Annotated in this window: 27 protein-coding genes; 18 read left to right on the top strand and 9 right to left on the bottom strand. The window is 73.0% G+C overall.

Annotated elements, in window-relative coordinates; translation table 11 throughout:
* The first annotated feature begins 63 nt into the window (after positions 1–63).
* From ACIBW6_RS02600 to ACIBW6_RS02615, 4 genes are all read left to right on the top strand, one after another.
* A complete protein-coding gene (locus tag ACIBW6_RS02600; protein WP_399055753.1) occupies positions 64–1,416 on the top strand; it encodes a cation:dicarboxylate symporter family transporter in 1,353 nt (450 codons plus the stop codon).
* A gap of 190 nt (positions 1,417–1,606) precedes the next feature.
* Complete coding sequence (locus ACIBW6_RS02605; RefSeq protein ID WP_399055755.1) at positions 1,607–2,572, top strand: GlxA family transcriptional regulator; 966 nt, start codon at positions 1,607–1,609, stop codon at positions 2,570–2,572.
* A gap of 109 nt (positions 2,573–2,681) precedes the next feature.
* The gene (gene gap, locus ACIBW6_RS02610) at positions 2,682–3,680 is read left to right on the top strand and encodes a type I glyceraldehyde-3-phosphate dehydrogenase (protein WP_399055757.1); all 999 of its coding nucleotides are present in this window, start codon (positions 2,682–2,684) and stop codon (positions 3,678–3,680) included.
* A gap of 44 nt (positions 3,681–3,724) precedes the next feature.
* Positions 3,725–4,141: a hypothetical protein gene (locus ACIBW6_RS02615; RefSeq protein ID WP_399055759.1), complete on the top strand. Its 417-nt coding sequence runs from the start codon at positions 3,725–3,727 to the stop codon at positions 4,139–4,141.
* Positions 4,142–4,220: 79 nt separating this feature from the next.
* Here ACIBW6_RS02615 and ACIBW6_RS02620 read toward each other — a convergent pair whose 3' ends face one another.
* Positions 4,221–5,342 carry a D-alanyl-D-alanine carboxypeptidase family protein gene (locus ACIBW6_RS02620; RefSeq protein WP_399055761.1) on the bottom strand — a complete coding sequence of 374 codons (1,122 nt, stop codon included), beginning with the start codon at positions 5,340–5,342 and terminating at the stop codon, positions 4,221–4,223.
* Between the two features lie 201 nt (positions 5,343–5,543).
* Here ACIBW6_RS02620 and ACIBW6_RS02625 point away from each other — a divergent pair, with 201 nt between their 5' ends.
* From ACIBW6_RS02625 to ACIBW6_RS02640, 4 genes are all read left to right on the top strand, one after another.
* Positions 5,544–5,993, top strand: a complete 450-nt coding sequence (locus ACIBW6_RS02625) for a cyclic nucleotide-binding domain-containing protein (protein ID WP_399055763.1) — start codon at positions 5,544–5,546, stop codon at positions 5,991–5,993.
* Between the two features lie 201 nt (positions 5,994–6,194).
* The gene (locus ACIBW6_RS02630; protein ID WP_399055765.1) at positions 6,195–7,019 is read left to right on the top strand and encodes a hypothetical protein; all 825 of its coding nucleotides are present in this window, start codon (positions 6,195–6,197) and stop codon (positions 7,017–7,019) included.
* Between the two features lie 149 nt (positions 7,020–7,168).
* Positions 7,169–7,837, top strand: coding sequence for a TetR family transcriptional regulator (locus ACIBW6_RS02635; RefSeq protein WP_399056398.1), 669 nt, complete (start codon positions 7,169–7,171; stop codon positions 7,835–7,837).
* Between the two features lie 149 nt (positions 7,838–7,986).
* The gene (locus tag ACIBW6_RS02640; RefSeq protein WP_399056400.1) at positions 7,987–8,373 is read left to right on the top strand and encodes a Zn-ribbon domain-containing OB-fold protein; all 387 of its coding nucleotides are present in this window, start codon (positions 7,987–7,989) and stop codon (positions 8,371–8,373) included.
* 46 nt (positions 8,374–8,419) lie between these two features.
* On the opposite strand, the gene ACIBW6_RS02645 is transcribed toward ACIBW6_RS02640, so the two are convergent.
* Complete coding sequence (locus ACIBW6_RS02645; RefSeq protein WP_399055767.1) at positions 8,420–8,812, bottom strand: nuclear transport factor 2 family protein; 393 nt, start codon at positions 8,810–8,812, stop codon at positions 8,420–8,422.
* A 78-nt stretch (positions 8,813–8,890) separates the two neighbouring features.
* On the opposite strand from ACIBW6_RS02645, the gene ACIBW6_RS02650 reads away from it, so the two are divergent.
* The 3 genes from ACIBW6_RS02650 to ACIBW6_RS02660 all read left to right on the top strand — a co-directional run bounded on the left by ACIBW6_RS02650 (position 8,891) and on the right by ACIBW6_RS02660 (position 10,392).
* Positions 8,891–9,568 (top strand): PadR family transcriptional regulator, encoded by a 678-nt coding sequence (locus tag ACIBW6_RS02650; RefSeq protein ID WP_399055769.1) that lies wholly within the window; start codon positions 8,891–8,893, stop codon positions 9,566–9,568.
* A 21-nt stretch (positions 9,569–9,589) separates the two neighbouring features.
* Entirely contained in the window at positions 9,590–9,949 is a 360-nt protein-coding gene (locus ACIBW6_RS02655) for a luciferase family protein (RefSeq protein ID WP_399055771.1), read from the top strand.
* Between the two features lie 68 nt (positions 9,950–10,017).
* A complete protein-coding gene (locus tag ACIBW6_RS02660) occupies positions 10,018–10,392 on the top strand; it encodes a helix-turn-helix domain-containing protein (RefSeq protein ID WP_399055773.1) in 375 nt (124 codons plus the stop codon).
* Between the two features lie 22 nt (positions 10,393–10,414).
* On the opposite strand, the gene ACIBW6_RS02665 is transcribed toward ACIBW6_RS02660, so the two are convergent.
* Positions 10,415–10,798, bottom strand: coding sequence for a DUF488 domain-containing protein (locus ACIBW6_RS02665; RefSeq protein WP_399055775.1), 384 nt, complete (start codon positions 10,796–10,798; stop codon positions 10,415–10,417).
* Between the two features lie 106 nt (positions 10,799–10,904).
* Here ACIBW6_RS02665 and ACIBW6_RS02670 point away from each other — a divergent pair, with 106 nt between their 5' ends.
* A complete protein-coding gene (locus ACIBW6_RS02670; RefSeq protein ID WP_399055777.1) occupies positions 10,905–11,558 on the top strand; it encodes an HdeD family acid-resistance protein in 654 nt (217 codons plus the stop codon).
* Between the two features lie 72 nt (positions 11,559–11,630).
* Here ACIBW6_RS02670 and ACIBW6_RS02675 read toward each other — a convergent pair whose 3' ends face one another.
* From ACIBW6_RS02675 to ACIBW6_RS02695, 5 genes are all read right to left on the bottom strand, one after another.
* Entirely contained in the window at positions 11,631–12,641 is a 1,011-nt protein-coding gene (locus ACIBW6_RS02675) for a hypothetical protein (protein WP_399056402.1), read from the bottom strand.
* 305 nt (positions 12,642–12,946) lie between these two features.
* Positions 12,947–13,459: a two-component system response regulator gene (locus ACIBW6_RS02680; RefSeq protein WP_399055779.1), complete on the bottom strand. Its 513-nt coding sequence runs from the start codon at positions 13,457–13,459 to the stop codon at positions 12,947–12,949.
* A 65-nt stretch (positions 13,460–13,524) separates the two neighbouring features.
* Entirely contained in the window at positions 13,525–13,683 is a 159-nt protein-coding gene (locus ACIBW6_RS02685; protein WP_399055781.1) for a hypothetical protein, read from the bottom strand.
* 213 nt (positions 13,684–13,896) lie between these two features.
* On the bottom strand, positions 13,897–14,301 hold the full coding sequence (locus ACIBW6_RS02690; protein WP_399055783.1) for a VOC family protein: 405 nt from the start codon (positions 14,299–14,301) through the stop codon (positions 13,897–13,899).
* Between the two features lie 88 nt (positions 14,302–14,389).
* On the bottom strand, positions 14,390–15,328 hold the full coding sequence (locus ACIBW6_RS02695) for a cation diffusion facilitator family transporter (protein ID WP_399055785.1): 939 nt from the start codon (positions 15,326–15,328) through the stop codon (positions 14,390–14,392).
* Positions 15,329–15,699: 371 nt separating this feature from the next.
* On the opposite strand from ACIBW6_RS02695, the gene ACIBW6_RS02700 reads away from it, so the two are divergent.
* From ACIBW6_RS02700 to ACIBW6_RS02715, 4 genes are all read left to right on the top strand, one after another.
* The gene (locus tag ACIBW6_RS02700; RefSeq protein WP_399055787.1) at positions 15,700–16,185 is read left to right on the top strand and encodes a ferredoxin; all 486 of its coding nucleotides are present in this window, start codon (positions 15,700–15,702) and stop codon (positions 16,183–16,185) included.
* Between the two features lie 143 nt (positions 16,186–16,328).
* Positions 16,329–17,507: an acyl-CoA dehydrogenase family protein gene (locus ACIBW6_RS02705; protein WP_399055790.1), complete on the top strand. Its 1,179-nt coding sequence runs from the start codon at positions 16,329–16,331 to the stop codon at positions 17,505–17,507.
* A 67-nt stretch (positions 17,508–17,574) separates the two neighbouring features.
* Positions 17,575–18,447: an oxygenase MpaB family protein gene (locus tag ACIBW6_RS02710; RefSeq protein ID WP_399055792.1), complete on the top strand. Its 873-nt coding sequence runs from the start codon at positions 17,575–17,577 to the stop codon at positions 18,445–18,447.
* Between the two features lie 165 nt (positions 18,448–18,612).
* Complete coding sequence (locus ACIBW6_RS02715) at positions 18,613–20,178, top strand: phytoene desaturase family protein (RefSeq protein WP_399055794.1); 1,566 nt, start codon at positions 18,613–18,615, stop codon at positions 20,176–20,178.
* A gap of 26 nt (positions 20,179–20,204) precedes the next feature.
* Here the strand turns inward: ACIBW6_RS02715 and ACIBW6_RS02720 are convergent, their stop codons facing one another.
* Positions 20,205–21,992, bottom strand: a complete 1,788-nt coding sequence (locus ACIBW6_RS02720) for a serine hydrolase (protein WP_399055796.1) — start codon at positions 21,990–21,992, stop codon at positions 20,205–20,207.
* A 168-nt stretch (positions 21,993–22,160) separates the two neighbouring features.
* Between ACIBW6_RS02720 and ACIBW6_RS02725 the strand changes: the two genes are divergently transcribed.
* Together ACIBW6_RS02725 and ACIBW6_RS02730 are read left to right on the top strand one after the other, a co-directional pair.
* A complete protein-coding gene (locus ACIBW6_RS02725) occupies positions 22,161–23,264 on the top strand; it encodes a nitronate monooxygenase (protein ID WP_399055798.1) in 1,104 nt (367 codons plus the stop codon).
* 219 nt (positions 23,265–23,483) lie between these two features.
* Positions 23,484–25,034 (top strand): acyl-CoA synthetase, encoded by a 1,551-nt coding sequence (locus ACIBW6_RS02730; RefSeq protein ID WP_399055800.1) that lies wholly within the window; start codon positions 23,484–23,486, stop codon positions 25,032–25,034.
* Positions 25,035–25,059: the final 25 nt, after the last annotated feature.

The following is a 25,059-nucleotide window of genomic DNA, read 5'->3' on the forward strand; positions in this document are numbered from 1 at the left end:
CATAGTGAGGCGGCGCGGAAGTTGGTTTCCGCATCGCAGAACTACCGTCTCGTAGGAGTGCCCGTGCCGCACGCCACCGGAAATCCCGTCCGACGCGCAGGACGTTTCCTGCGCACCAGTCTGTTCGCACAAGTTCTGTTCGCGCTGCTCCTCGGAGTCCTGGTAGGACGCGTGTGGCCGGACATCGGATCATCTCTGCAACCGCTCGGCGACGGCTTCGTCCGGCTCATCAAGGCGATGATCGCCCCGCTCGTCTTCTGTGTCGTCGTCGCGGGCATCACCAAGGCCGGCGACCTCAAGGCCTTCGGCCGGATCGGGCTGAAGGCGCTGATCTGGTTCGAGGTCGCCACCAGCGTCGCCCTCGTCGTGGGGCTGCTCGCCGGCAACCTCCTGGCGCCCGGCGCCGGCATGAACGTCGACCCCGCCACGCTCGACCAGGGCGCGGTGGACGACGCCACCGGCGGCGGCCACCTGCCCTCCACGGCGCAGTTCATCCTGGAGTCGCTCCCCGACAGCGCGGTCGGCGCCTTCGCCGAGAACTCCCTGCTCCAGGTCCTCGTCCTGGCCTGCCTCGTCGGCGCCGCGCTGCTGCACCTGGGGCAGCGCAAGGTGCCGCAGATCCTGCCCTTCATCGAGCAGGCCCAGGACGTCGTCTTCACCATCGTCGGCTACATCATGAAGCTCGCCCCGCTCGCGGTCTTCGGAGCCACCGCCCACCTCGTCGGAGAGTACGGCGTCGGTGCGATGTCGACGTACGGGAAGCTGATCGCCGTCTGCTACGGGGTCGCCCTGGCCTTCCTGGCCCTGCTCGGGCTCGCCCTCAAGGCCGTCACCGGGCTCAGCCTGTGGAAGTTCGTCCGCTACACCCGCGAGGAACTGCTCCTGGCCCTCGGCACCGGCTCCAGCGAGACGGTCATGCCGCGCATGATGCAGAAGCTGCGCGCGGCCGGGTGCCGGGACGACGCGGTCGGCCTCGTCCTGCCGACCGGCTACTCCTTCAACCTCGACGGCGCCTCCATCTACCTCTCCATCGGCACCCTCTTCATCGCCCAGGCGATCGGTGTCGACCTGAGCCTCGGCCAGCAGATCACGGTCGTCCTGATCCTCATGCTGACCAGCAAGGGCATGGCGGGCGTGCCGGGCTCGGCGTTCCTCGCGCTCTCCGCGACCGCCTCCGCGCTCGGGGTGATCCCCGCAGCGGCGGTCGCCCTGCTCCTCGGCGTCGACCGGATCATGGACTCGATGCGCGTCGCCACCAACCTGCTCGGCAACTGCGTCGCGGTCTTCGCCGTCTCCCGCTGGGAGGGCGCCCTGGACCGCGTGACGGCCAAACGCGTCCTGAACGGCGAGGAACCGGCGGCGGCCCCGCACCGTGACCCCGCCAAGGACACCGAGGCCGTGCACGGCGCGCCCTGACCCGCACGCCTGACCGCACCGGCCGGCGGCGCACCCGATCCCGCTCGGGGGCGCGCCGCCGGCCCGGCACCGACGCGGCCGTGGTGCGTACGCCGGGCCGGCCCCGCGAGGCCGTGGTGCGTACGCCGGGCTGCCCCTCGCGGCCGTGGTGCGTACGCCGGGCGCGCACGCCCCGCGTACGCTCGTGCCCGTGCCCGACTCCCCACCGCACCGCGTCGCCGTCCTGGTCAGCGAGGGCGCCAAGCCGCTCGACGTCGGCATCCCCGCCCAGGTGTTCACCACCCGCGCGAGCATGCCGTACGAGGTACGGGTGTGCGGGGCGGCGCCCGGTCCGGTGACCGGCGGGGACGGACTGTCGTACGTCGTCGCGCACGGGCTCGAGGCGCTCGCCTGGGCCGACGTCGTCTTCGTCCCCGGCTACCGCCACCCGGACCGCGACGACCCGCCGCGGACCGTCATCGACGCGCTGACCGCCGCCCACCAGCGGGGCGCACGCCTCGCCGCCATCTCCACGGGCGCCTTCGCGCTCGCCGCCACCGGACTGCTCGACGGCCGGCGCGCCACCACCCACTGGCACTACACCAAGGCCCTCGCCGCGAAGCATCCGCGGGTGCGCGTCGACGAGAACGTGCTCTTCGTCGACGAGGGCTCCGTGCTGACCTCGGCGGGGGCGGCCTCCGGCATCGACCTGTGCCTGCACATCCTCCGCGGCGACCTCGGCGTGGCCGCCGCGAACCACGCGGCCAGACGCCTGGTGGCGGCCCCGTACCGCAGCGGCGGCCAGGCCCAGTACGTGCCGCGCAGCGTCCCCGAACCGCTCGGCGAGCGGTTCGCCGCCACCCGCGAGTGGGCGCTGCACCGCCTCGGTGAGCCGCTCACCCTGGAGGCCCTCGCGGAGCACGCGGCGGTCTCGCCCCGCACGTTCTCGCGGCGCTTCGCCGACGACACCGGCTACACGCCGATGCAGTGGGTGATGCGGGCCCGCGTCGACGTGGCGCGCGAGCTGCTGGAGCGGTCCCAGCGGGGCGTCGAGCAGATCGCCGCCGACGTCGGACTCGGTACCGGCGCCAATCTGCGCCTGCATTTCCAGCGCGTCCTGGGCACGACGCCGAGCGAGTACCGGCGCACCTTCGCCCGGCGCGACCAGCCGCGCTGAGCCCGGCGTAAGACCGTGGCGGGATCCTTGCGGACCATGGCGTTCGTGCCGCTGTCACCGGTCGGTGCCGCGCGCGAGTCTGGGGGCGAAGAAAGAAGGGACCTTCCTCATGACGCGTATCGCCATCAATGGTTTCGGCCGCATCGGACGCAACGTGCTGCGCGCGCTGCTCGAACGGGACAGCGACCTCGACGTCGTCGCCGTCAACGACCTCACCGAGCCCGCCGCCCTCGCGCGGCTGCTCGCCTTCGACTCGACGGCCGGCCGCCTCGGCCGGCCGGTGAGCGTCGACGGCAACGTCCTGGTCGTCGACGGCCGCCGCATCACCGTGCTCGCCGAGCGGGAGCCGGCCCAGCTGCCCTGGGCGGAGCTGGGCGTCGACATCGTCCTGGAGTCGACGGGCCGCTTCACGTCGGCCGAGGCCGCCCGCGCGCACCTGGCCGCCGGGGCGAAGAAGGTGCTGGTCTCCGCGCCCTCCGACGGCGCCGACGTCACCCTCGCCTACGGCGTGAACACCGGCGCGTACGACGCCGGACTGCACACCGTCGTCTCGAACGCCTCCTGCACCACCAACGCGCTCGCCCCGCTCGCCGCCGTCCTCGACGAACTCGCGGGCATCGAGCACGGGTTCATGACGACGGTGCACGCCTACACGCAGGAGCAGAACCTCCAGGACGGCCCGCACCGCGACGCCCGCCGGGCCCGCGCCGCCGCCGTCAACATCGCGCCGACCACGACCGGCGCCGCGAAGGCGATCGGCCGCGTGCTGCCGAACCTGGACGGGAAGCTGTCCGGCGACTCGATCCGGGTACCGGTCCCGGTTGGCTCGATCGTCGAGCTGAACACGACCGTCGCCCGCGACGTGACGCGCGAGGACGTGCTGGCCGCCTACCGGGCCGCCGCGCAGGGCCCGATGGCCGGGGTCCTGGAGTACTCCGAGGACGCCCTCGTCTCCTCCGACATCACGGGCAACCCGGCGTCGGCGGTCTTCGACTCCGAGCTGACCCGGGTCGACGGCCGGCACATCAAGGTGGTCGCGTGGTACGACAACGAATGGGGCTTCTCGAACCGGGTGATCGACACGCTGCAACTGCTCGCCGGCCACTGAGGGTTCGCTTGTTTGTGCGGGCCGAATGCGGCTAATCGCAGACCATGGCTACTCAACGAGACAACGAGAACCGGACGAAGACGGCGCGCAAGACGGCGACCGGAGCGGCGGGCACCACCGCAGCGAAGGCGAAGAGCGCGGGTGAGAAGGCAGGGGGCGCCGCCGAGTCGGCGGGCTCCGGCGCCGCCCGGGCCGCGACCGGCGCCGGGCAGGCCGCGGGCCGCGCCGCGCAGTCCACGGGCGCCGCGCTGAACAGCGCGCGCGAGGGCGTGACGGCCGCGGCGGGACAGGTCGCCTCGGTGGCCACGACCGCGTGGACCGTCCTGAAGAACCGCAAGATGATCGCGGCCGGCGCGACGGTCGGGGCCACCGCCCTGACCGCTGCCTCCTACGCGGCCGGACGCCGCGCCGAGCGTGGCAGCCAGGGTCCGCTGACCCGGCTGACGGGCGGCCGGGTCTGACCGGCCGCGGTCATGACGCCGCGTCAGGTCCCCGGCCCCGTGCCGGGGACCCGTTGCGCGGTGCCCACGCCGTCGAGGCTCACGCGAGCGGGCGCCGCCTGCCGCGCAGCCGCCGGCGGATGACCAGGGGGATGCAGGACAGCACCACGAGCGCCGCCGCGGCACCGAGATGCCGCGTGAGTCCCGGCCCGGCATCCGGAGTTCCGGACGAGACCGGCGTGGCGGCCACCAACTTGTGCGCGGTCAGGTGCTGTTGGGGGCCGGCGTTGTGCACGGCGCGCGGCGGCTTCGCGGCGAAGCCCCAGTCGAGCAGGGCTCGGGCCTCCTCGTAGACCGCGTTGAACGATTCCTTCTGCGGGTTCATCACCGTGACCAGAACCGTGCGGCCCTCGCGGGTGGCGGCGGTCACGAGCGTGGTGCCCGCCTGCGACGTGTAACCGTTCTTCACGCCGATGAGCCCCGGGTACGGCCGCACACCGTGGGAGCCCACCAACAGGCGGTTGGTGTTCTGGATCCCGAACGCCTTCGGGCCCCCGGCCGCCGGGAACCGGGCCCACTTGGTCCCCATGTAGCGCCGGAAGTCGGAGTTCTTGAACCCTTCGCGGGCGATGAGCGCCAGATCGTGCGCCGAGGAGAACTGTCCGGGCGTGTCGAACCCGTCCGGTGACCGCACCTGCGTGTCGCGGGCGCCGATCCGCTCCGCCGTAGCCTGCATCTGCGTGAGGGTGCGCGGCAGCCCGCCGTTCATCCGCGCGAGGGTGTGCACGGCGTCGTTGCCCGAGCTGAGGAAGACCCCCCGCCACAGGTCGGCGACCGTGTACCGGCTTCCCTCGTCGACCCCGACCAGGCTGCTGCCCGCGGCCACCTGCGCCAGATCCGCGTGCGTGGCCTGGTGCACGGTGTCCTGGCGTAACTTCGGCAGCAGCGTCAGGGCGAACAGCGTCTTGAGCGTGCTCGCCGGTGGCAGCCTGCGGTGCGGCGCCCGCGCGGCCAGCACGGTGCCGGAGTCCGCGTCCATGACCTCCCAGGCCAGCGCCGACAGGGACGGCACGGCGGGCGGGGCCTGAGCGGTGGCCGCGGCCGGGGCCGGCCCGGCCAGCACCCCGACCGCGGCCACCGCGCACAGCCCTGAGGCCGTCCATGCCCTCCACGCCCCGCGCGCCTTGCTCGTACCGGGGCCAGCGCCCACACGTTTCGCCATGCCGGAAACGTAAGGAGCGTGACCGTGGGCGCGCGCTCCGCTTACGCCAAGTGGTCCAGGTGCGCCGGACGGGGGAGAGAACTAGCCTTTTCGGGCGACAGTTGACCCCTGAGCACTCCCGCTCCGCGCCCGCTCCCTCGCTCCGAGTGACGTCCGCGGCGTCCGTACGCTGGAAAGACCCGATGGTGGAGGTGGAGCGCCATGACGGCTCGGACACGACTGCTGAACCGGCTCCCACATGCGTACCGCGACCGGCTGATGGCCCTGGCGGAGGAAGTCTCCTTCCCGCAGGACACCCGGATCTTCGAGGAGGGGGACCGGGCCGACCGGTTCTTCATCATCCGGACGGGCATGGTCACGCTCGACGTGCGGATCTCCGACCGGACCACCCTGCCGATCGATCCGCTCGGCCCGGGTGACCTGCTCGGCTGGTCCTGGCTGTTCCCGCCCTACGAGTGGGACTTCGGCGCCGAGGCGTTCAGCCCGGTGCGTGCCTACGCGTTCGACGCCGGAGCGGTCCGCGGTCTCTGCGATCTGGAGCCCGCCCTCGGCATGACCCTGCTGCACGGCGTGGCCGAGGTGATGGCACACCGCCTGGAGTCGTCCCGCACGAAACTGGTCGAGGCGCACCGCATGCACGGTTATCCGTAGGCGTGGGCGGTGGTCGTGGGCGTGCGGCTGCCCGCGGCGCCGGGCGGGGGAGAGAGCGGGAGCGGGTTGACCTGATCACCCGTGCGCGTCCGTCCGTCACCCACCTCGACGCCCCGGGAGGCGGCGCGCCCTCCCAGGGGGTTGGCTCGACGGGGAACGCCGTCCGTGGCCGCCAGTGCCGGCCCGTCCAGAGGGGCCCTCATGCGCCGCACCACCTCCTGGCCGACCTCCGCCGTCGCCACCGCCGTCCTCGCCCTCGCCGTCACACCGGTGTGCGTCCCCGCGGCCGCCTGGGCGGACGGGGACGACCCGGCTTCGGACGCACGCTCGGTGTCGGTCCAGCGCGCGGGGGCGCCTGCGCGTCCGGCGGGCGACGCCGTCGGTGGGGGTGACGCCGTGGGCGAGGGTGATACTGCCGAGGGCGCTGGAGGTGTCCCGGACGGTGAGCTGGTGCCGGACGGGGAGCCCGTGCCCGAAGCCGACGACACGGCGGCGGAGGATCTCGGGGGTGAGGAGGACCTCCCCGCGAAGGAAGAGGGCACGGCGGACGGCGACTCCCCGTCCGACAGCTGGGCTCCGGACGGCCTCGACGCCGAGTCGGCGGGGGAGGGCCTCGAACTGACCCCGGCCGAGGCCCGCCCCGGCACCACCGTCACCGCGAACACCACCGCCTGCGGCGAGGACCGGCGCGCCACCGGGGACGCCGACAGCGTGGGCGCGGGTGACTTCCCGCTGGAGAAGGGCACGCACGACGGTGACCTCGTCGGCCGCTTCGTCGTACCGGCCGGGGCGCGGCCGGGCACCTACACGACGACGGTGAGCTGCGAGAACGGCACCGAGGAACGCGCTGAGCTCAGGGTGGTCGAGGAGGGCGGTACCGAGCTGCACGGTGTGCACGCCGGGGACGGCGGCTCGCTGGGCGGCTTCAGCACGGCGCAGCTCGTCCTGGGCTGGCTGCTGATCACGGGTTCGGCAGGAACGGCCGCCTACTACGTACGCCGCCGCCACCAGGACGGCTGGCCGTGACCGAGGGACCCGGCACGCAGACCACGAAAGGCGCCGTGGCACTCAGTTCCCCTAGTTGAGGGTACATGGTGCCATGAGGGCTCGCGCAGTGTTACGTTCCGGGCATGAGCGAGGCGCGCGAGGTCGACGGGGCACCGAAGAAGGCACTCATGCGGGAGGTGCTGGCCGAGGCGGCGTTCCAGCTCTTCATCGACCACGGGTTCGAGCGGACGACCGTGGACGACATCGTGGCGCGGGCCGGGGTCGGCCGGCGCTCCTTCTTCCGGTACTTCCCGTCCAAGGAGGACGCGGTCTTCCCGGACCACGAGCGCTGCCTGGCCGACATGACCGCGTTCCTCGACGCCGCGAGCGACGGGCGGGACGCCGTCGACGTGGTGTGCGACGGTGCGCGGATCGTCCTGCGGATGTACGCCGCGAACCCCGAGTTCTCCGTCCAGCGCTACCGGTTGACGCGGGAGGTGCCCGGCCTGCGGACCTACGAGCTCTCCGTCGTGCGGCGCTACGAGCGGACCCTGGCCGGCTATCTGCGGCGGCGCTGGGACGGTGCCGCGGACGGCCCCCTGCGGGCCGAGGTCGTGGCGGCCTCGGTGGTCGCCGCGCACAACAACGGTCTGCGTTCGTGGCTGCGGTCGGGCGGCGAGGGTGACGCCGAGGAGGCCGTGGGCCACGCCTTCGATCTCGTACGGCAGGTGTGGGGCGGGGCGGGCGGATCACCCTCGGCGGGCGCGGACGAGGAGGTCGTGGTGATGGTCGCGGCCAAGGGGGCGCCCATGTGGCGCGTCATCCAGCAGGTCGAATCCGCGCTGCGGAACGACTGACCGCTCCCCGGGGTGCCGCCCGTGGGGTACTCAGTATCTTTACGGTCGGCACTGAGTGTCATACGCTGCCGGAGTGCCGCGGCGGCAGCCCGGCGCGCGGCGGACGAGCGCGGGGAGACCGAGTGATGTCAGCGATATCCGGGACGGTTATGGGCGGCGCCGGCGTCATGGCGCCCGCGCCGGAGGCCGGGGCGGGCTTCGCGCACCAGCGGTGCCGTTGGTGCGGGACGGCGTCGTTCCGGCGGCTGCTGTGTCCGGTCTGCGCGTCGAGCGACCTGACGACGGAGCACAGCACCGGCCCCGGCATCGTGGTGCAGTCCCGGGTCGTTCACCGCGGCTCCGGGGTGGCCCGCAACGAATCGCTGGTCCGCTTCCCCGAGGACTTCGTCGTGCCCTGCCGGATCGTCGGCACCGCCCCGCACATGGTGTGGGTCGGAGCCACGGTGCGCCCCGCGCGGGGCGCGAACGCCGGCGCCGGCTCGGGCGAGGTCGTCTTCGAACTGTGCGACCACGCCGGGGAGGACGACCTGCGCTGAGCGCGCGGGCCCCCGGTCGGCGCCGTGGTCCGCCCGTCCCGGGCCGTCAGCCGGCGGCCGCCTCCCGCTCGATCCGGTCGAACTGCGCGCCCATCGCCGTGGCCAGCGCCTGTGCCGCCGACAGTGGGCGGACCATCACCATGAAGTCGTCGATCAGGCCGTCCTCGTCGACGTGCAGGAAGTCGCAGCCGGTGATCTGCCGGTCGCCGACCCGCGCCTCGAAGACCAGCGCGTGATCGCGCCCGTCGCCGCCCTCGATCTCGCGCACGTAGCGGAAGTCCTCGAAGACCCGCGTGGCCGCGCGCAGGATCGCCGCCGTGATCGCCTTGCCGGGGTACGGCTTGAACACGACCGGGCTCGTGAACCGCACGTTCTCCGACAGCAGCGCTTCGACCGCCGCCAGATCGCCCTTCTCCACCGCCGCGCGGAAGGGATGCATGGACGCTACCTCGTTCTCCATAGTCAACTATTTGAATAGGTGCGGAGGAGAATAATCGTCCCGCGATAAGGTGTCCACATGTCTCTCAAGTACGCCGTGCTGGCCGCCCTGTTGGAGGGCGAGGCGTCCGGGTACGACCTGGCCAAGATCTTCGACGTCTCGGTGTCGAACTTCTGGGCCGCGACGCCGCAGCAGCTCTACCGCGAGCTCGACCGGCTGGCCGCACAGGGACTGATCGACGCGCGGGTCGTGCCGCAGGAACGCCGGCCGAACAAGCGGATGTTCACGCTGTCCGCGGCGGGCGGCGCCGACCTCGCCGCCTTCACGGCGAAGCAGCCGAAGCCGATGGCGATGCGCGACGAGCTGATGGTGAAGGTGCAGGCCGTCGACGTCGGCGATCTCGCGGCGGTGCGCGCGCACGTCGAGGAGCGGATGGCGTGGGCGTGCGGCAAGCTCGCCCGGTACGAGCGGGTGCGCCGACATCTGCTCGGCGGCCTCGGCGAGGAGGAGTTCCTCGCCGAGGGGGAGCGCGTCGGCCCGTACCTCACGCTGCTGGGCGGCATCGCGCTGGAGCAGGAGTACCTGCGCTGGGGGCGGCGCGTCCTCGACGTCCTGGAGCGCCGGGCCTGCCGCGCGGCGGACCCGGAGGGCGCCGAACTTCCGCGCGCCTCACGGCTGTCGGCGGAGGCACCGGCGGATGAGCGGACGGCCGACACGGGAAGAAGCGTGGGCCGCCGGGGGTGGTCCTCCAGGTGAATCGTGCGCGAGGATAAGGGCATGACCGCGGCCCAGCGCGCCATGACCGAACTCGGTACATGGCCGAACCTGGTAAGTGGCCCGCCCCGGTGCTCGGTTGGGCACGCCTTCGGTGCGGCAGGCCACGAACTCATCCACTTCCACGCCGACGACTCCGCCGATCTGTACCTCACCTCGACGGCGGTCCAACGGCTCCTGCCGCAACTGCGGCACAACAGCGCGATCCGCGTCCACCCCGGCGCGTCCTGGATCACCGTGCTGCTGGAGTGCGACACCGATGTGGCGCTGCTGCTCAGCCTGGTGAGCGTCGCCCTGAAGGAACACGACGCGCACGCCTGTCCCTCGCCGCCCTGCGACTGGGAGCGCCCCCGCGCCTCGTAGGACGGCCCGCGATATCGCCCTGGGCGAAGCCGGGCCGCCGGGCGGGGCCCCCGTCGTAGTCTGAGCCGATGAGCAGCCACGAGACCTCCAGGCCCCGTTCCGCCGCCGCGCTGGAGCCGCTGTGGCGGCACGTCGTCGGGGACGTGCTGCGGCGCCGGCGCCGGGCTCAGGGGCGGACCTTGCAGGACGTGGCCGACGTCGCGGGCATCTCGATGCCCTACCTCTCCGAGGTGGAGCGGGGCCGCAAGGAGGCGTCCTCGGAGATGCTCGCCGCCGCGGCCGGTGCGCTCGGCCTCGGGCTCGTCGACGTACTGGCGCTCGCGCACGGGGAGCTGGCGCGGGCCGCCCGGCTCCGCGGGCCGGTCTCCGTCGCGGCCACCACGACGCTCGGCGCGGGCGGGGGAGCGGCGCGGGGCCGCGGCACGATGTGCCTGGCCGCCTGAGCCGGGCTCCGGCCCGGTTCGTTCAGCGCGCGTCGTCGACGAGATGGCGCGCGAGCACCGGCACATGGCTGTGTTCCACGTCCTTCACCGACGTCACCAGCGTGACGGGACCCCGTCGGGCCAGGGCGCGTACGTGCGTGACGAGGGCGGCGCGGTCCGGCGCGGCCAGCTCCGCGTCGTAGCGCTCGGCGAACGCCTCGTACCGACCTTCCCGGTCCTCGTGGTACCAGGAGCGCAGCTCCCTGGAAGGGGCGATGTCCTTGAGCCACTCGTCGACGGCGGCCCGCTCCTTGGAGATCCCGCGGGGCCACAGGCGGTCGACCAGCAGGCGGGTGCCGTCGGCCGGGGCGGGCGGGTCGTAGACGCGCCGGGTCCGGAACCGTCCCCGTGCTGTGTCGGCGGTCATGAGCCCATTGTGCGGCTCCTCGTGCCGTTCCTGCGAGCCGCCTCGATGTCACCCGTTCGGCCTAGTCCCGCTGGCGGGCGCCACGCCGCAGTGCGAACAGTCGGACATGACCCACGCACCGTTCGAACCTCAGAGCCCACATCGGAGCACCGAACAGGGGCAGGAGCAGGAGCAGAGGCGGGAGGCGCCGCGCCGCGCCGAAGGCCCGCTCGGCAGGCTCGCCGAGGCCGCCTGGCAGGCGGTGCTGCTCGCGGGTGTCGCCGCGCTGATCCTCGGCGTGCTCGTGCTCGTCTGGCCGGGTGCCTCGCTGTGGGCGGCCGGCATCCTGTTCGGCCTCTACCTCGTGGTCAGCGGCGCCTTCCAGCTGGTCACGGCGGTCGGCACGCACGTGACGACGGGGCTGCGCGTGATGGCGTTCATCAGCGGCGCCGTCTCGATCCTGCTCGGTCTGTTCTGCTTCCGCGGCTCGATGCAGTCGATCCTGCTGCTCGCCCTGTGGATCGGCATCGGCTGGCTGTTCCGCGGCATCACCCAGACCGCCGCCGCCGCGTCCGACCCGGCGATGCCCGCGCGCGGCTGGCAGATCTTCCTCGGGATCGTCAGTGCCATGGCCGGCATCGTGCTCATCGTCTCGCCGTTCGAGTCGGTCGCCGTCCTCACCCTCGTCGGCGGCTGCTGGCTGGTGGCGATGGGCGTCGTGGAGATCGTCGAGGCGTTCATGCTGCGCAGCCGGGGCAAGAAGCTGCCGCACGGCGTGTGAGCCGGACCGGACGACTGCGCCCCGCGCTCCCCTGAGGAGCGCGGGGCGCAGTGCTGTCCGCGGCCGAGCGGGTCAGACGCCGACGGCCTCCTCCAGCTCCTCCTTGACGGTCTCGTCCGCGGCATCGCCCGAGGTGGGGGCCGGAGTCCCGGTCGGAGCGGGGGCCGGGGCGAGCGCGCGCCGCCGCCGGCGTTCGGCCGCCGCCGCCACCGCGAGGACGACCGCGCCCACCGCGAGCCACGCCACCAGCGTGCCGACGTAGCGGCCCAGGCCGTAGTGGTCGAAGTAGAGGAGGCTGCGGGCGCCCTCGACGAAGCCGGCGCCGTTCCAGAAGGCGTGCAGGCTGCCGAAGAAGCCGTTCTGCAACTCGGGGCGGAAGACCCCGCCGGAGCTGGTGAAGTTGAGCATGACGAACAGCACCATCACGCCGAGCGTCGTCCACCGCTTCAGGAACGTGTGCAGACCGACGCCGATCAGCAGGATGCCCGCCGAGTACACCCACGCCAGGCCCCACACCCCCCACAGGCCGCTGTGCGCGAGGTGGAAGACCGGCCCCGCGAACGCCGCGCCGATCAGGGCGACCACGGCGGAGACGCCGACCGCGAGGAGCGCCCGCACCCGCATCCGCAGCGCGGCGCCCGCACCCCCGAGCACCGCCACCGAGGCGTACGAGCCGATGCTCACCGCGACGAGCAGGAAGAAGAGCCCCTGTCCCGTGGGGTCGTCGGAGACGGTCGGCGCCACGTCCGTGACCGTCAGCGGCTTGCCCTGCTCCGCGGCGACGGGCGTGAAGATCTTCTGTACGACGGAGACGGTGGTGTCCGAGCCCGCGGAGGCCACGATCAGCTCCGGCGGCTCGGCGCCGAGCACGTACGCGCCGTCGATGTGCCGGGTCCGCAACTGGTCGACCGCGGTCGTACGGGCGTCCACCGTGCGGACGTCGAGCGCGTCACCCGCCTTGTCCTTGAGGGTCTGCGCGAAGACCTTCGCCTCGGGCCCCGCGCCGACGACGGCCACCGGCAGGTGGTGCGGCTCGGGCGCGGCGAACGCGCCGAGGTAGGCGAGGCCCATGCCCACGCACATCAGGAGCGGCGTGAGCAGATGGGTCAGGACGTGGCGCAGGGCGGACGGGTGCGCGCCGCCCGCGGGCTCGGCGGCGCCGCCCGCGGGCTCGGACGTGGCGCCGCCGCCCGGGGACCGGTGGGCTCGGTGGTCGGCGGGCATGGGCAGGACCTCCAGGGACGAGACAGTTCGGACCGTGCAGTTGGCTTATACAACTCTTAACCAAGTTGTACTCTACAACCACATGCGGGGTCTCCAGACCTGGGTCCGTGTGAGCATCGCCACCCGGCGGCGGGGAGGGGGTGAGGAGGGCGGCCGGGAAGGCGTCAGGCCGGTCGCGGAAGGGCCTGGTCCGGTAAGTCGGGGGAGGGGGGTGTGGTCCCTTCCTCGTCGCCCTCCTCGCCGCCGTCGGCCTCGTACGTCCGCAGCCGCTCGCGCAAGGCGTGCAGGTGCAGGCTCGTCTCGTACAGATAGCGGACTTTCGTCCGCAGCACCCAGGGCTCGACGGGCTTGACGACGTAGTCCGCGACGCCGAGTTCGAACGCCATGAGGGCGAGCGCGGGGTCCTGCCCCGCGCCGGTGATCATCATGATCGGGATGGACTGAGTCTGCTCCAGGCGCGCCATGTAGTGCGCCACCTCGAAGCCGCTGACGTCGGGCATCAGGACGTCCAGGAGGACCACCGCGACGCCGCCGCGCAGGACCGCCTTGAGGGCGTCGTCGCCCGTGTTCGCCCGGTCGACCGGGTAGCCGAGGGGGGCGAGGGCGCTCTCCATCGCGAAGAGGGTGTCCTCGCGGTCGTCGACGACCAGGATCCTGGGCCGTGCAGCGGTGGGCATCGCCGTGTGCCTCCCCATGTCGGCATCCAAAGCATATGCCGGAACGGGGGCGGCGGAAGGGGCCCTCAGTCCTCCCCGCGCACCAGATTCCACTCGGGGTCGCGCTCGGCCGTGGGTTCGGCGTCGGCGGACCGGTCCTGGCGGGCAGGCCGGCAGGTGCGGACGCGGCCCCTGACCTCGCGATCGGTCTCCGCCGGGTGCGGAGCGGGCGGCCGGACATCCATGATCGGAACTCTCCTTCGACAGAAACGAACTGATTCGGCTGGTAGACGGCTACCAGATGGTCCTATGCGGTCATTAATGGTCGGCGGCCGGTCGGGATCGCGTAGAAAGACGTCAATCGATGGGTGGATGCGTCTGGTTGCGCACCCGGGTGCACGGCGCAGGGCCTGCGGGAGCCGGGTTGGGAACCGGCCATTCCGTGCGGCGCGGGGCGGTCAGCGTGCCTTGGGCTTCGCCGGCCGCCCGGCACTGCGCAGGCAGAACGGATGCCCGGCGGGGTCGGCGTACAGGCGGGACGTGGTGCGGCCCTGGCTGTCGCGGGTCTCCAGCGGCCGGGCGCCGAGCCCGACGATCTGCCGCTCGACCTCGTCCAGGTGCTCGGCGGCCACGACCAGGTCGAGGTGGGCCTGTTGCGAGTCGTCCGGGCGGGGCCAGCTGGCCGGGGCGGCGTTGAGGTCGCGGCGGAACGCGAGGCGGGTGCCGCCGGCCCCGACGAGCTCGATCCGGCTGTCGCCGCCGGGCGGCTGGATCTCCCCGTCGAGCAGGGCGCGGTAGAACTCGGCGAGCTCCTCCGGCTCCGCGCAGTCGAACACCAGGACAGCGGCTTCCACGTGGCTCATCGAACCTCCCCTGCCGACCGGTGCGGCCGGCGTTCACCTCGCTGCGCGAGTACCCGCGCAGCACACCCCGAACCCGCGGGCCGCGCGGTCACTCCCGCACCCGCAGCGGCACCTCCACGACGTCCAGGAAGACCTGGTCGGCCTCGGGCCACTTGTCCTTGATGGTGTCCTTGATGCGCTCGCTGACCAGCTCCAGGTGCTCGCTGTCGATGCCGGGCACCAGGTCCACGCGGGCCGCGACGAGCGTCGAGTCCATGCCGAGCTGCATCGTGTACAGCGCCGCCACGTAGTCGATCTCCGGCTGCTCCTCCAGGAGTTCGAGGATGTCGTCGCGCAGCTCCGGGTCGACCGCCTCGCCGATCAGCTGCTCGCGGGCGCTCTTGCCGAGGCCGAAGGCGACGTAGACCAGGAGCGCGCCGATGGCCAGGGACGCCGACGCCTCCCAGACGACGTCACCGGTCACCATGTGCAGCACCATGCCGCCCGCGGCCAGCAGCACGCCGAGCACCGCGGTGCTGTCCTCGGCGAGGACCGTGCGCAGCGCCGGGTCGGAGCCGATGCCCTTGCCGGGCTGTGCCCGGACCTGGAGGACGGCGCGGACCAGGGACGCCCCCTCCGCCAGCAGGGCCACGCCGAGCACCACGAGGCCGGCGACGTACCCCGTGGTGGACTCCTGGGTCTCCGGCCCGGTCAGCGCCTCGAACCCCTGGAAGAAGGAGAAGCAGCCGCCCATCACGAAGATGCCGACCGCGGCGAGCAGCGACCAGAAGAACCTCTCCTTGCCGTACCCGAAAGGGTGCTGGCGGTCCGCGGGGCGGCGGCTGCGGTGCAGCGCGGCCAGCAGGAACACCTCGTTGAGGCTGTCCGCCACGGAGTGGGCGGCCTCCGAGAGGAGGGCGGGGGAGCCGGCGATGAGTCCGCCGACGGCCTTCGCCACGGCGATGATCAGATTGGCGCTGAGGGCGACCAGGACCGTCAGGCGGGTCTTGCGGTCCTCCTGCGTCCCGGACTTCTCGGACTCGGTCACGTGTCAACTCGCTAGGTGGCAGGGGTGGTCGGTCATCACGTCGCGGCACCGCGGCGCTGCGGCCGGTGACGAGCGGAGCGCGGTCGCGCTCCGGCACTGCTGCCCAGTAACCGGACCGGCGACGAGGTAAACCACATGTTCATACTGATGAATCCCATGCCTGCGCAGGCATGGATAAATGGACATGGAGACCTGCGCAGGCGTGGAGGGAGGGAAGGGGGCGTGCAGGCGTGGGAAGCGCGCCGGGAGTGACCCCGTGCGCCGCCCGGTGCGGCCGATTTGACCGGCTCTCCGCCGCAGAGCCGGTTTGGTCAGCCACGATCCGGCTACCCGTCGCGCAAGAGGACGTTTCCTGGAAAGGAGCCGGGCCGGTGACCCCCCTGGCGAACCACCCCCACCGCGGCGCCGAGACCACCGAGGCCGCTTCGGCGGCCGAACCGCCCAAGGCCGCCCTCGTCCGTTTCCTGGAGGCCAGGTTCGCCTGCGCGCAGGCCTGCACCGAGAGCGCCCGCGCCGCCGCCGTGCGCGTGAGCGCCCTCGAACCGGCCCCGGGCATTCCGCCGGTCCACGGCCCCGTACGCCCGATGTCGGCCTGGGACGCCGAGGGCCAGGGGCAGCGGCACGGACTGCGGCGGGCCCTGCTGCTCTGTGTCGAGGTCTGCGACGCGACGGCCCGGCTGCTGTCGGGGGAGGGGCATCAGGACGAGTACGGGCTGCGCCTTCAGGTCGAGTGGTGCCGGGCCGTCGTCCTGGAGTGCGCGCACGCCTGCGACGGGCTCCCGGACGCCGCGGACTGCGCCGAACAGTGCCGCGGCTGCGCCCGGGCGTGCACCGACTTCCTGGCGATCCTCGACTGACGGCCGTGCGCCGGGGGCAGTCCCCACCACGCGCACGCCGTTCGGCGGGCGCGTCCCCGGCATTCCCTATTTCTGGAACGAGTTCTACTGTGTGCGCCGTCAAGCCCGCGCCGACGCCGCCCAGTTGACCGCCAGGAGGGGCCGTGCACCTCGCATACACGCCTGAGCAGCAGCAGTTGCGCACCGAACTGCGCGCTTACTTCGCCGAGCTCGTCCCCGACCACGCGTACGCCCGCTATGAGGACCCGGCCGCCCAGAAACGCTTCTACCGGCAGACCGTGCGCCGCCTCGGCGCCGACGGCTGGCTCGGGGTCGGCTGGCCGAAGGAGTACGGCGGCCGCGGCCTGACCCCCATGGAGCAGTTCCTCTTCTTCGACGAGGCCGCCCAGGCGGGCGTCCCGCTGCCCCTGATGGCGCTCAACACCGTCGGCCCCACGATCATGCAGTTCGGCACGGACGAGCAGAAGGAGTTCTTCCTGCCGAAGATCCTCTCCGGCGAGCTCGACTTCGCGATCGGCTACAGCGAACCCGACGCGGGCACCGACCTCGCCGCCCTGCGCACCCGCGCCGTCCGGGACGGCGACGACTACGTCGTGAACGGCCAGAAGATCTGGACGACCAACGGCGACACGGCCGACTGGGTCTGGCTCGCCGTGCGCACCGACCCCGACGCCCCGGCGCACAAGGGCATCACGATGCTCCTCGTGCCGACCTCCGACCCCGGCTACTCCTGCACCCTCATCACCACCCTCGCCTCGCACGACACCACGGCCAGCCACTACGAGAACATCCGCGTCCCGCTCTCGCGCCGGGTCGGCGAGGAGAACAAGGGCTGGCGCCTGATCACCAACCAGCTCAACCACGAACGCGTCACGCTCGCCGCCCACGGCACCATGGCCGTCCGTGCCCTGCACGACGTCCAGCGCTGGGCCATGGAGACCAAGCTCGCCGACGGCCGCCGCGTCATCGACCTGGGCTGGGTCAGGAAGCGGCTCGCCCGGACCCACACCAAGCTCGACGCGATGAAGCTCCTCAACTGGCAGATGGTCAACGCCGTCCAGGAGGGCACCCTCACCCCGCAGGACGCCTCGGCCGTCAAGGTCTACGGCTCCGAGGCCCGCCGCGAGGCCTACGCCTGGCTCATGGAGGTCGTCGCCGCGCCGGGTGCCCTGAAGGAGGGCAGCGCCGGCACGGTGCTCCACGGCGAACTGGAGCGCGGCTACCGCTCGGCCGTCATCTTCACGTTCGGCGGCGGCAACAACGAGATCCAGCGCGAGATCATCTCGTGGATCGGCCTGGGGATGCCGCGGGTGCGCCGCTGACGGGCCGCCCCCGCCACTCGCCGCGTAAGCTGGCAGGACCGGGCGGGGCGGCGGCGGGAGGTGTGGGGTGACGCGGGCGGAAGCGGCGGATCCGGGGCTGTTCGGGCCCGCCTCGGTGACCTGGCAGGTGCACGCCGACCCCATGATGTGGGTGGCCGGGATCCGGGCCCTGTACCTCCAGGCGCTGCACCCGCGCGCGGTCCGCGGCGTCCTGCAGAACTCCGACTTCCGGCGCGACGCCTGGGGCCGCCTGCTGCGCACGGCGAGCTTCGTGGGGACGACGACGTACGGCACCACGGACGCGGCCGAGAAGGCGGGCGCCCGGGTCCGGGGCATCCACCGCCGGCTGTCGGCCACCGACCCCGCCACGGGGGAGCGGTACGGCGTCGACGAACCCGCCCTGCTGCTCTGGGTGCACTGCGCCGAGATCGACTCCTACCTGCACGTCGCCCGCCGGTCGGGCTTCCGGCTGACCGACGCGCAGGCCGACCAGTACGTCGCCGAACACCGCACCAGCGCCCGTCTCGTCGGCCTCGACCCGGATCATGTCCCGGCGAGCCGCGCCGAGTTGGCCGCGTACTTCGAGACGGTGCGGACCGAACTCGCCGCGGGGCCCGAGGCCCGGACCGTCGACGCCTTCCTGCGGCGGCCGCCCGCCCCCGCCCTGCTGCTCCCCGCGCGCGAGCTGCTGTGGCGGCACGTCGCCGGCCTCGCGTACGCCTCCCTGCCGCCGTACGCCCACGCGCTGTACGGGCGGCGCGCCCCCGCCCCGGCCGCCACCACCCGGCGCCTGCGGGCCCTGGGCGCCGTGCTGCGCCAGGTGCCCGACCGGGTGCGCTGGCAACTGCCCCCGAAGCACATCCTGCGCGCCATGGCCCGGCTCGGCCCCGCCGCGCGCCCGGCACCGTACAAGGCCACCGACCGGGACGCGCCCCGGTAGGGCAGGGGTGGCGTCTCTCGCCCAGCCACGGGCAGTGCCTCTGCCGCCCTGTTGCCCAGCCGTCGCCGCGGGGCCAGAATCGCGGCTGAGATCGCCGGGCGCGGGCCCGGGGCCGCTCCCCGGCGCCGGAGGGGCTCGTCGTGCCTACCCTCGGAGGGGCTTGTCGTGTCGATCGCCGCAGGACCGGGCACGGACCGGTACGACGTCGTCATCGTCGGCGGAGGCCACAACGGTCTCGTCGCCGCCGCCTATCTCGCCCGGGCCGGCCGCACCGTCGCCGTCCTCGAACGCCTCGGGACGACCGGCGGCGCCGCCGTCTCGACCCGGCCCTTCCCCGGCGTGGACGCCCGCCTCTCCCGGTACTCGTACCTGATCAGCCTGGTGCCCCGGAAGATCGTCGCCGAGCTGGGGCTCGACTTCGCCGTGCGGCAGCGAACCGTCTCCTCCTACACCCCGACCGTCCGCGCCGGGCGCCCGACGGGCCTGCTGGTCGGCGGCGGGCCGGACCGCACCCGCGCCGCGTTCGCCCGGCTCACCGGCGGGGAGCGCGAGTACGAGGCGTGGAGCCGGTTCTACGCGACGACCCGGCGCGCGGCCGCCCGCATCTTCCCCACCCTCACCGAGCCCCTGCCGACCCGGACCGCGCTGCGCGCACGCGTCGCCGACGACGAGGCGTGGCGGCTGCTCTTCGAGGAGCCCGTCGGCGTCGGCATCGAGGAACGCTTCGCGGACGACCTGGTCCGCGGCGTCGTCCTCACCGACGCCCTGATCGGCACGTTCGCCGACGCCCACGACCCCTCGCTCGTCCAGAACCGCTGCTTCCTCTACCACGTGATCGGCAACGGCACCGGGGACTGGGACGTGCCCGTCGGCGGCATGGGCGCGTTCACCGACGCCCTCGCCGGGGCGGCGCGTGCGGCCGGCGCCCGGCTCGTCACCGGGCACGAGGCGACCCGGATCGAGACCGACGGGCGCAGCGCCGAGGTGACGTACCGGACCGAGGACGGCGAGGGCACCGTCGCCGCCCGGCACGTCCTCGTCAACGCCTCCTCGCAGGACCTCGCCCGGCTCCTGGGCGAGCGCGCGCCCGCGCCGGCCGAGGGCGCCCAGTTCAAGGTCAACATGCTGCTGAAGCGGCTGCCGCGGCTGAGGGACACCGCGGTCGATCCGCGGGAGGCCTTCGCCGGCACGTTCCATGTCGCCGAGGGATACGCCGAGTTGGCGACCGCGTACGCGCAGGCAGCGGCCGGTGTCCTGCCCGCCGCGCCGCCGTCCGAGCTGTACTGCCACTCGCTCACCGACCCGACGATCCTCGCCCCGGAACTCGCCGCGCGCGGCTACCAGACCCTGACCCTCTTCGGACTGCACACGCCCGCGCGGCTGTTCACCGGGGCCGATGGCGCGGCCCGGGAGGCGCTCCTGACGGCCACGCTCGCGCAGCTCGACGCCCACCTCGCCGAGCCGCTCACCGACTGCCTCGCGGAGGACGCCGACGGCAGGCCCTGCATCGAGGCGAGGACCCCGCTCGACCTGGAGCGCGACCTGCGCCTGCCCGGCGGCCACATCTTCCACCGGCCCCTGTCCTTCCCGTACGCGCAGGACGGCACCGGCCGCTGGGGTGTGGAGAGCGCGCACGCGAACGTCCTGCTGTGCGGTGCCGGAGCGGTCCGCGGCGGCGGGGTCAGCGGCATCCCCGGGCACAACGCCGCCATGGCGGTGCTCGGCCGCTGACCCCGCCCCCGCGGGGAGACCGGTGGTCAGTCCCGGGACGCCGTCCAGCCCACTGCCTCGATGCGGGCGGAGTCGGCCGGGCGTGCCTCGTCGAAGAGGACCCGGTGGCCTTCGGTGATCCGTACGCCGTCCACGTAGACGCCGCGTCCCACGTACAGATGGTCCGTCGTGTACCGCCACCGCACGCGGGTCGCGGCGGCGGCGAAGCCGCCGAGGTCCGCGGCGAGGCGGTGCCATGTGCGGCCCGCGTAGCCGTCCGCGGTGCCCGACGGGTGCTCGCCCGCCCGGTCCGTGGTGAACGGGAGCGGCTTCCAGGTCGAGCCGCCGTCCGTCGACACCTCCAGGAAGAGGAGGTCGGAGCGGGGCTCCGTGTCGTACCACAGCGAGCAGGTCAGCCGGGTGGCCGGTGACGCGACCCGCAGGTCCGGCAGGGTCAGGGTGGCGGAGGCGGCGCTCGCCATGTTGGAGAACCAGGCGGTGCGGCCGTGCACGGGGTCCACCGCCACGGCACGCGCCATGTTGTTCCCCGCGGCGACCCGGGGAGCGGAGCCGGATCGCCAGGTGCGCACGGGGTGCACGGAGTTGCCCAGCACGATGAGGAAGGAGTCGGTCGTCGGATCGAGGACGAGGGAGGTGCCGGTGAAGCCGGTGTGGCCCGCGGTGCGCGGCGTCGCCATCGCGCCCATGTACCAGTGCTGGTAGAGCTCGAAGCCCAGGCCGTGCTCGTCGCCGGGGAAGGCCGTGTTGAAGTCCGTGAACATCAGCCGGACGGACTTCTCCGAGAGGATGCGGGCCCTGCCGTACACCCCGCCGTTGAGCAGCGTCCTGCCGAGGACCGCCAGGTCCCACGCGGTGGAGAAGACACCGGCGTGGCCCGCGACGCCACCCAGGCCGAAGGCGTTCTCGTCGTGCACCTCGCCCCAGACGAGGCCGCGGTCCAGACCCGACCACGGTGCGCGGGCGTCCTCGGTCGCCGCGATCTTCGGCTTCCAGGAGGCGGGCGGGTTGTAGCGGGTGCGGGTCATCCCGAGCGGCCCGGTGATCCGCTCGCGCAGCAGGACGTCGAGGCTCTTGCCGGTGAGCTTCTCCAGGACCAGCTGGAGGGAGATCAGGTTGAGGTCCGAGTAGAGGTACGCGGTGCCGGGCGGGTTGAGCAGCGCCTCGTTCCAGATCAGCCGGAGCTGTCCCGCGCGGGTGGGCTCGGTGTAGAGCGGGATCCAGGAGCGGAAGCCCGATGTGTGCGTCAGGAGTTGACGGATCGTCACGTCCTCTTTGCCCGCGCCCGCGAAGTCCGGCAGGTAGGAGGCGACCTTCGCCTCCAGCTCCAGCGCGCCGTGCTCGATCTCCTGCACCGCGAGGATCGAGGTGAACAGCTTGGACACCGAGGCCATGTCGAAGACGGTGTCCTCGGCCATGTCGATCTGCTGGTCCGCCGGGAACTCGACCCCGGTGTCGGTCGCGTCGTCGTAGTGCGAGTACCGCACCGCCTTGCCGATCGGCTGGTGCAGGGCCACCGTCCCGCCGCGGCCCGCGAGCAGCACGGCCCCCGCGTACCACGGGTGCTTGGGCGAGGGGTCGAGGAACTTCTCGGCGTCCGCGACGAGTTGCCGCAGGTGTCCGGCGAGCAGGCCGGCCCGCTCGGGGCTGCCCCGGCGCAGCGTGGGGCGGCGGGGCGCCTTCTGCTCGCCCGCGGCCGCCGCGGGGCCCGCCGGGAACGGGGCGAGGGCGAGCGCGCCGCCCAGGGCGAGCCCGGCGGAGCCGAGCCGGCGCCGGGTGAGGCCGGACCGTGATCTGTCCTGGTCCCCTGAAGTCATGAACGGGCCTCCTGAAAGTATCTTTCGGGATCTCGCTGGTCGGGTGAAACTTTCATGTCAGTACTGCCCGGTGTCAACCACCGCGGTCCCGCCGGGCACCCGCCAAGAATCTGACGCTGCATCAGAAAACCTCTTCCGTCGTCCGGCCCGCTGCGGCATCCTGCGCGCATGCAGACGGAGCTGAGCAGGAAACTGGGGATCGAGCACGCCGTCTTCGGCTTCACACCGTTCCCCGCGGTGGCGGCCGCCATCAGCAGGGCCGGCGGCCTCGGCGTGCTCGGCGCCGTCCGCTACACGGCGCCCGGGGACCTCGCCCGTGACCTGGACTGGCTCGACGCGCACGCCGACGGCCGGCCCTACGGCCTGGACGTCGTGATGCCGGCCAAGAAGGTCGAGGGCGTCAGCGAGGCCGACGTCGAGGCGATGATCCCCGAAGGGCACCGGCAGTTCGTCCGGGACACCCTCGCCGAGCACGGCGTGCCCGAACTCGCGGAGGGTGAGGCGTCCGGCTGGCGCATCACCGGCTGGATGGAGCAGGTCGCCCGGAGCCAGCTCGACGTCGCCTTCGACCACCCGATCAAGCTCCTCGCCAACGCGCTCGGCTCACCTCCCGCGGACGTCGTCGCCCGCGCCCACGAGCACGACGTCCTCGTCGCCGCGCTCGCGGGCAGCGCCCGCCACGCGCGCAAACACGCCGACGCGGGCATCGACATCGTCGTCGCCCAGGGGTACGAGGCGGGCGGCCACACCGGCGAGATCGCCTCGATGGTGCTCACCCCCGAAGTGGTCGAGGCCGTCGCCCCGCTCCCGGTGCTGGCCGCCGGCGGCATCGGCAGCGGGCAGCAGGCCGCGGCCGCCTTCGCGCTCGGCGCGCAGGGCGTCTGGCTCGGCTCGGTCTGGCTGACCACCACGGAGGCCGAGCTGAGTTCCCCCGCCCTCACCCGCAAACTGCTCGCCGCGGGCTCCGGCGACACGGTGCGCTCGCGGGCGCTGACCGGCAAGCCCGCGCGACAGCTGCGGACGCGGTGGACGGACGCCTGGGACGACCCGGCCGGGCCCGGGACCCTGCCGATGCCGTTGCAGGGGCTGCTGGTCGCCGACGCGGTCTCGCGGATCCAGCGGTACGAGGTCGAGCCGCTGCTCGGCACTCCCGTGGGGCAGATCGTGGGGCGGATGAACGAGGAGCTGAGCGTGCGGGGTGTCTTCGACGCGTTGACGCGGGGGTTCGAGGTGGCGGTGGGTCGGCTCAACCGGGTCGCCGGTTCGTCGTAGTCCCGTCCGCCGGTTCGCGGGTGCGGCTCTCGTCGTGGCCGGGCGCGCAGTTCCCCGCGCCCCTGAAGCTTGCGGCTCCGCCGCAGCTCCATGAGGGCGCACGGAGTGCGCCTTTCAGGGGCGCGGGGAACTGCGCGACCAGCCACGACGAGAGCCGCACCGACACGAGCACCCGAACTCACCACGACACAGGGGCACACCGACAAGAAGAGAGGCCCGATGAGTTCCCTTCCCAACGGCTTCTGGGCGCAGGCCACCGCCGACCCCGACCGCACCGTCCTCACCACCCCGGAGGGGGAACGCTGGACCGCCGGGCGCCTGCACGCCGCTGCCAACCAGATGGTGCACGGTCTGCGCGGGGCCGGGCTCGACAAGGGCGACGCCTTCGCCGTCGTCCTCCCGAACGGCGTCGAGTTCCTCACCGCCTACCTCGCCGCCTCGCAGGCCGGCTTCTACCTCGTCCCGGTCAACCACCACCTCGTGGGCCCCGAGATCGCCTGGATCGTCGCCGACTCCGGAGCCAAGGTGCTGATCGCCCACGAACGCTTCGCCGAGCACGCGCGCGCCGCCGCCGACGAGGCGAGGCTCCCCGCGACGCACCGGTACGCCGTAGGAGCCGTGGACACCTTCCGCCCCTACGCCGAACTCGCCGCGGGACAACCGGAATCGCCGCCGCAGGGGCGGACCCTCGGCTGGGTCATGAACTACACGTCCGGGACGACCGGCCGCCCCCGCGGCATCCGCCGCCCGCTCCAGAACAAGCTCCCCGAAGAGGCCTACCTGGGTGGCTTCCTCGGGATCTTCGGCATCAAGCCGGCCGACGGCAACGTGCACCTGGTGTGCTCGCCGCTCTACCACACGGCGGTGCTCCAGTTCGCCGGTGCCGCCCTGAACATCGGACACCCGCTCGTCCTCATGGACAAGTGGACCCCGGAGGGCATGCTGCGCGCCATCGACACCCACCGGTGCACCCACACCCACATGGTGCCCACCCAGTTCCACCGGCTGCTCGCCCTGCCGCAGGACGTGAAGGACCGCTACGACGTCACCTCCATGCGGCACGCCATCCACGGCGCCGCACCCTGCCCCGACCACGTCAAACGCGCGATGATCGACTGGTGGGGCCGGTGCGTGGAGGAGTACTACGCGGCGAGCGAGGGGGGCGGCTCCTTCGCCACCGCCGAGGAGTGGCTGAAGAAGCCCGGCACGGTCGGAAAGGCCTGGCCCATCAGCGAGCTGGCCGTCTTCGACGACGACGGGACGCGGTTGCCCGCCGGTGAACTCGGCACGGTCTACATGAAGATGAACACCGGCGGGTTCGCGTACCACAAGGACGAGGGCAAGACGGAGAAGAACCGCATCGGCGACTTCTTCACCGTCGGCGACCTCGGGATCCTCGACGAGGAGGGGTACCTCTTCCTGCGCGACCGCAAGATCGACATGATCATCTCCGGTGGCGTCAACATCTACCCCGCCGAGATCGAGGCGGCGCTCCTGAGCCATCCGGCCGTCGCCGACGCGGCCGCGTTCGGCATCCCCCACGACGACTGGGGCGAGGAGGTCAAGGCCGTGGTCGAGGCCGCCGAGGGGCAGACGCCCGACGCCGCGCTCGCCGCGGAGCTCCTCGGCCACTGCGCGCACCGGCTGGCGGACTACAAGCGCCCCAAGAGCATCGACTTCGTCGCGACGATGCCCCGCGACCCCAACGGCAAGCTCTACAAGCGGCGCCTTCGGGACCCCTACTGGGAGGGGCGGACCCGGCCGGTGTGAGCCGGGCCCGCCCTGCCGCGGGCCC

This window comes from Streptomyces sp. NPDC049813 (assembly GCF_044465085.1).
Lineage (GTDB): Bacteria > Actinomycetota > Actinomycetes > Streptomycetales > Streptomycetaceae > Streptomyces.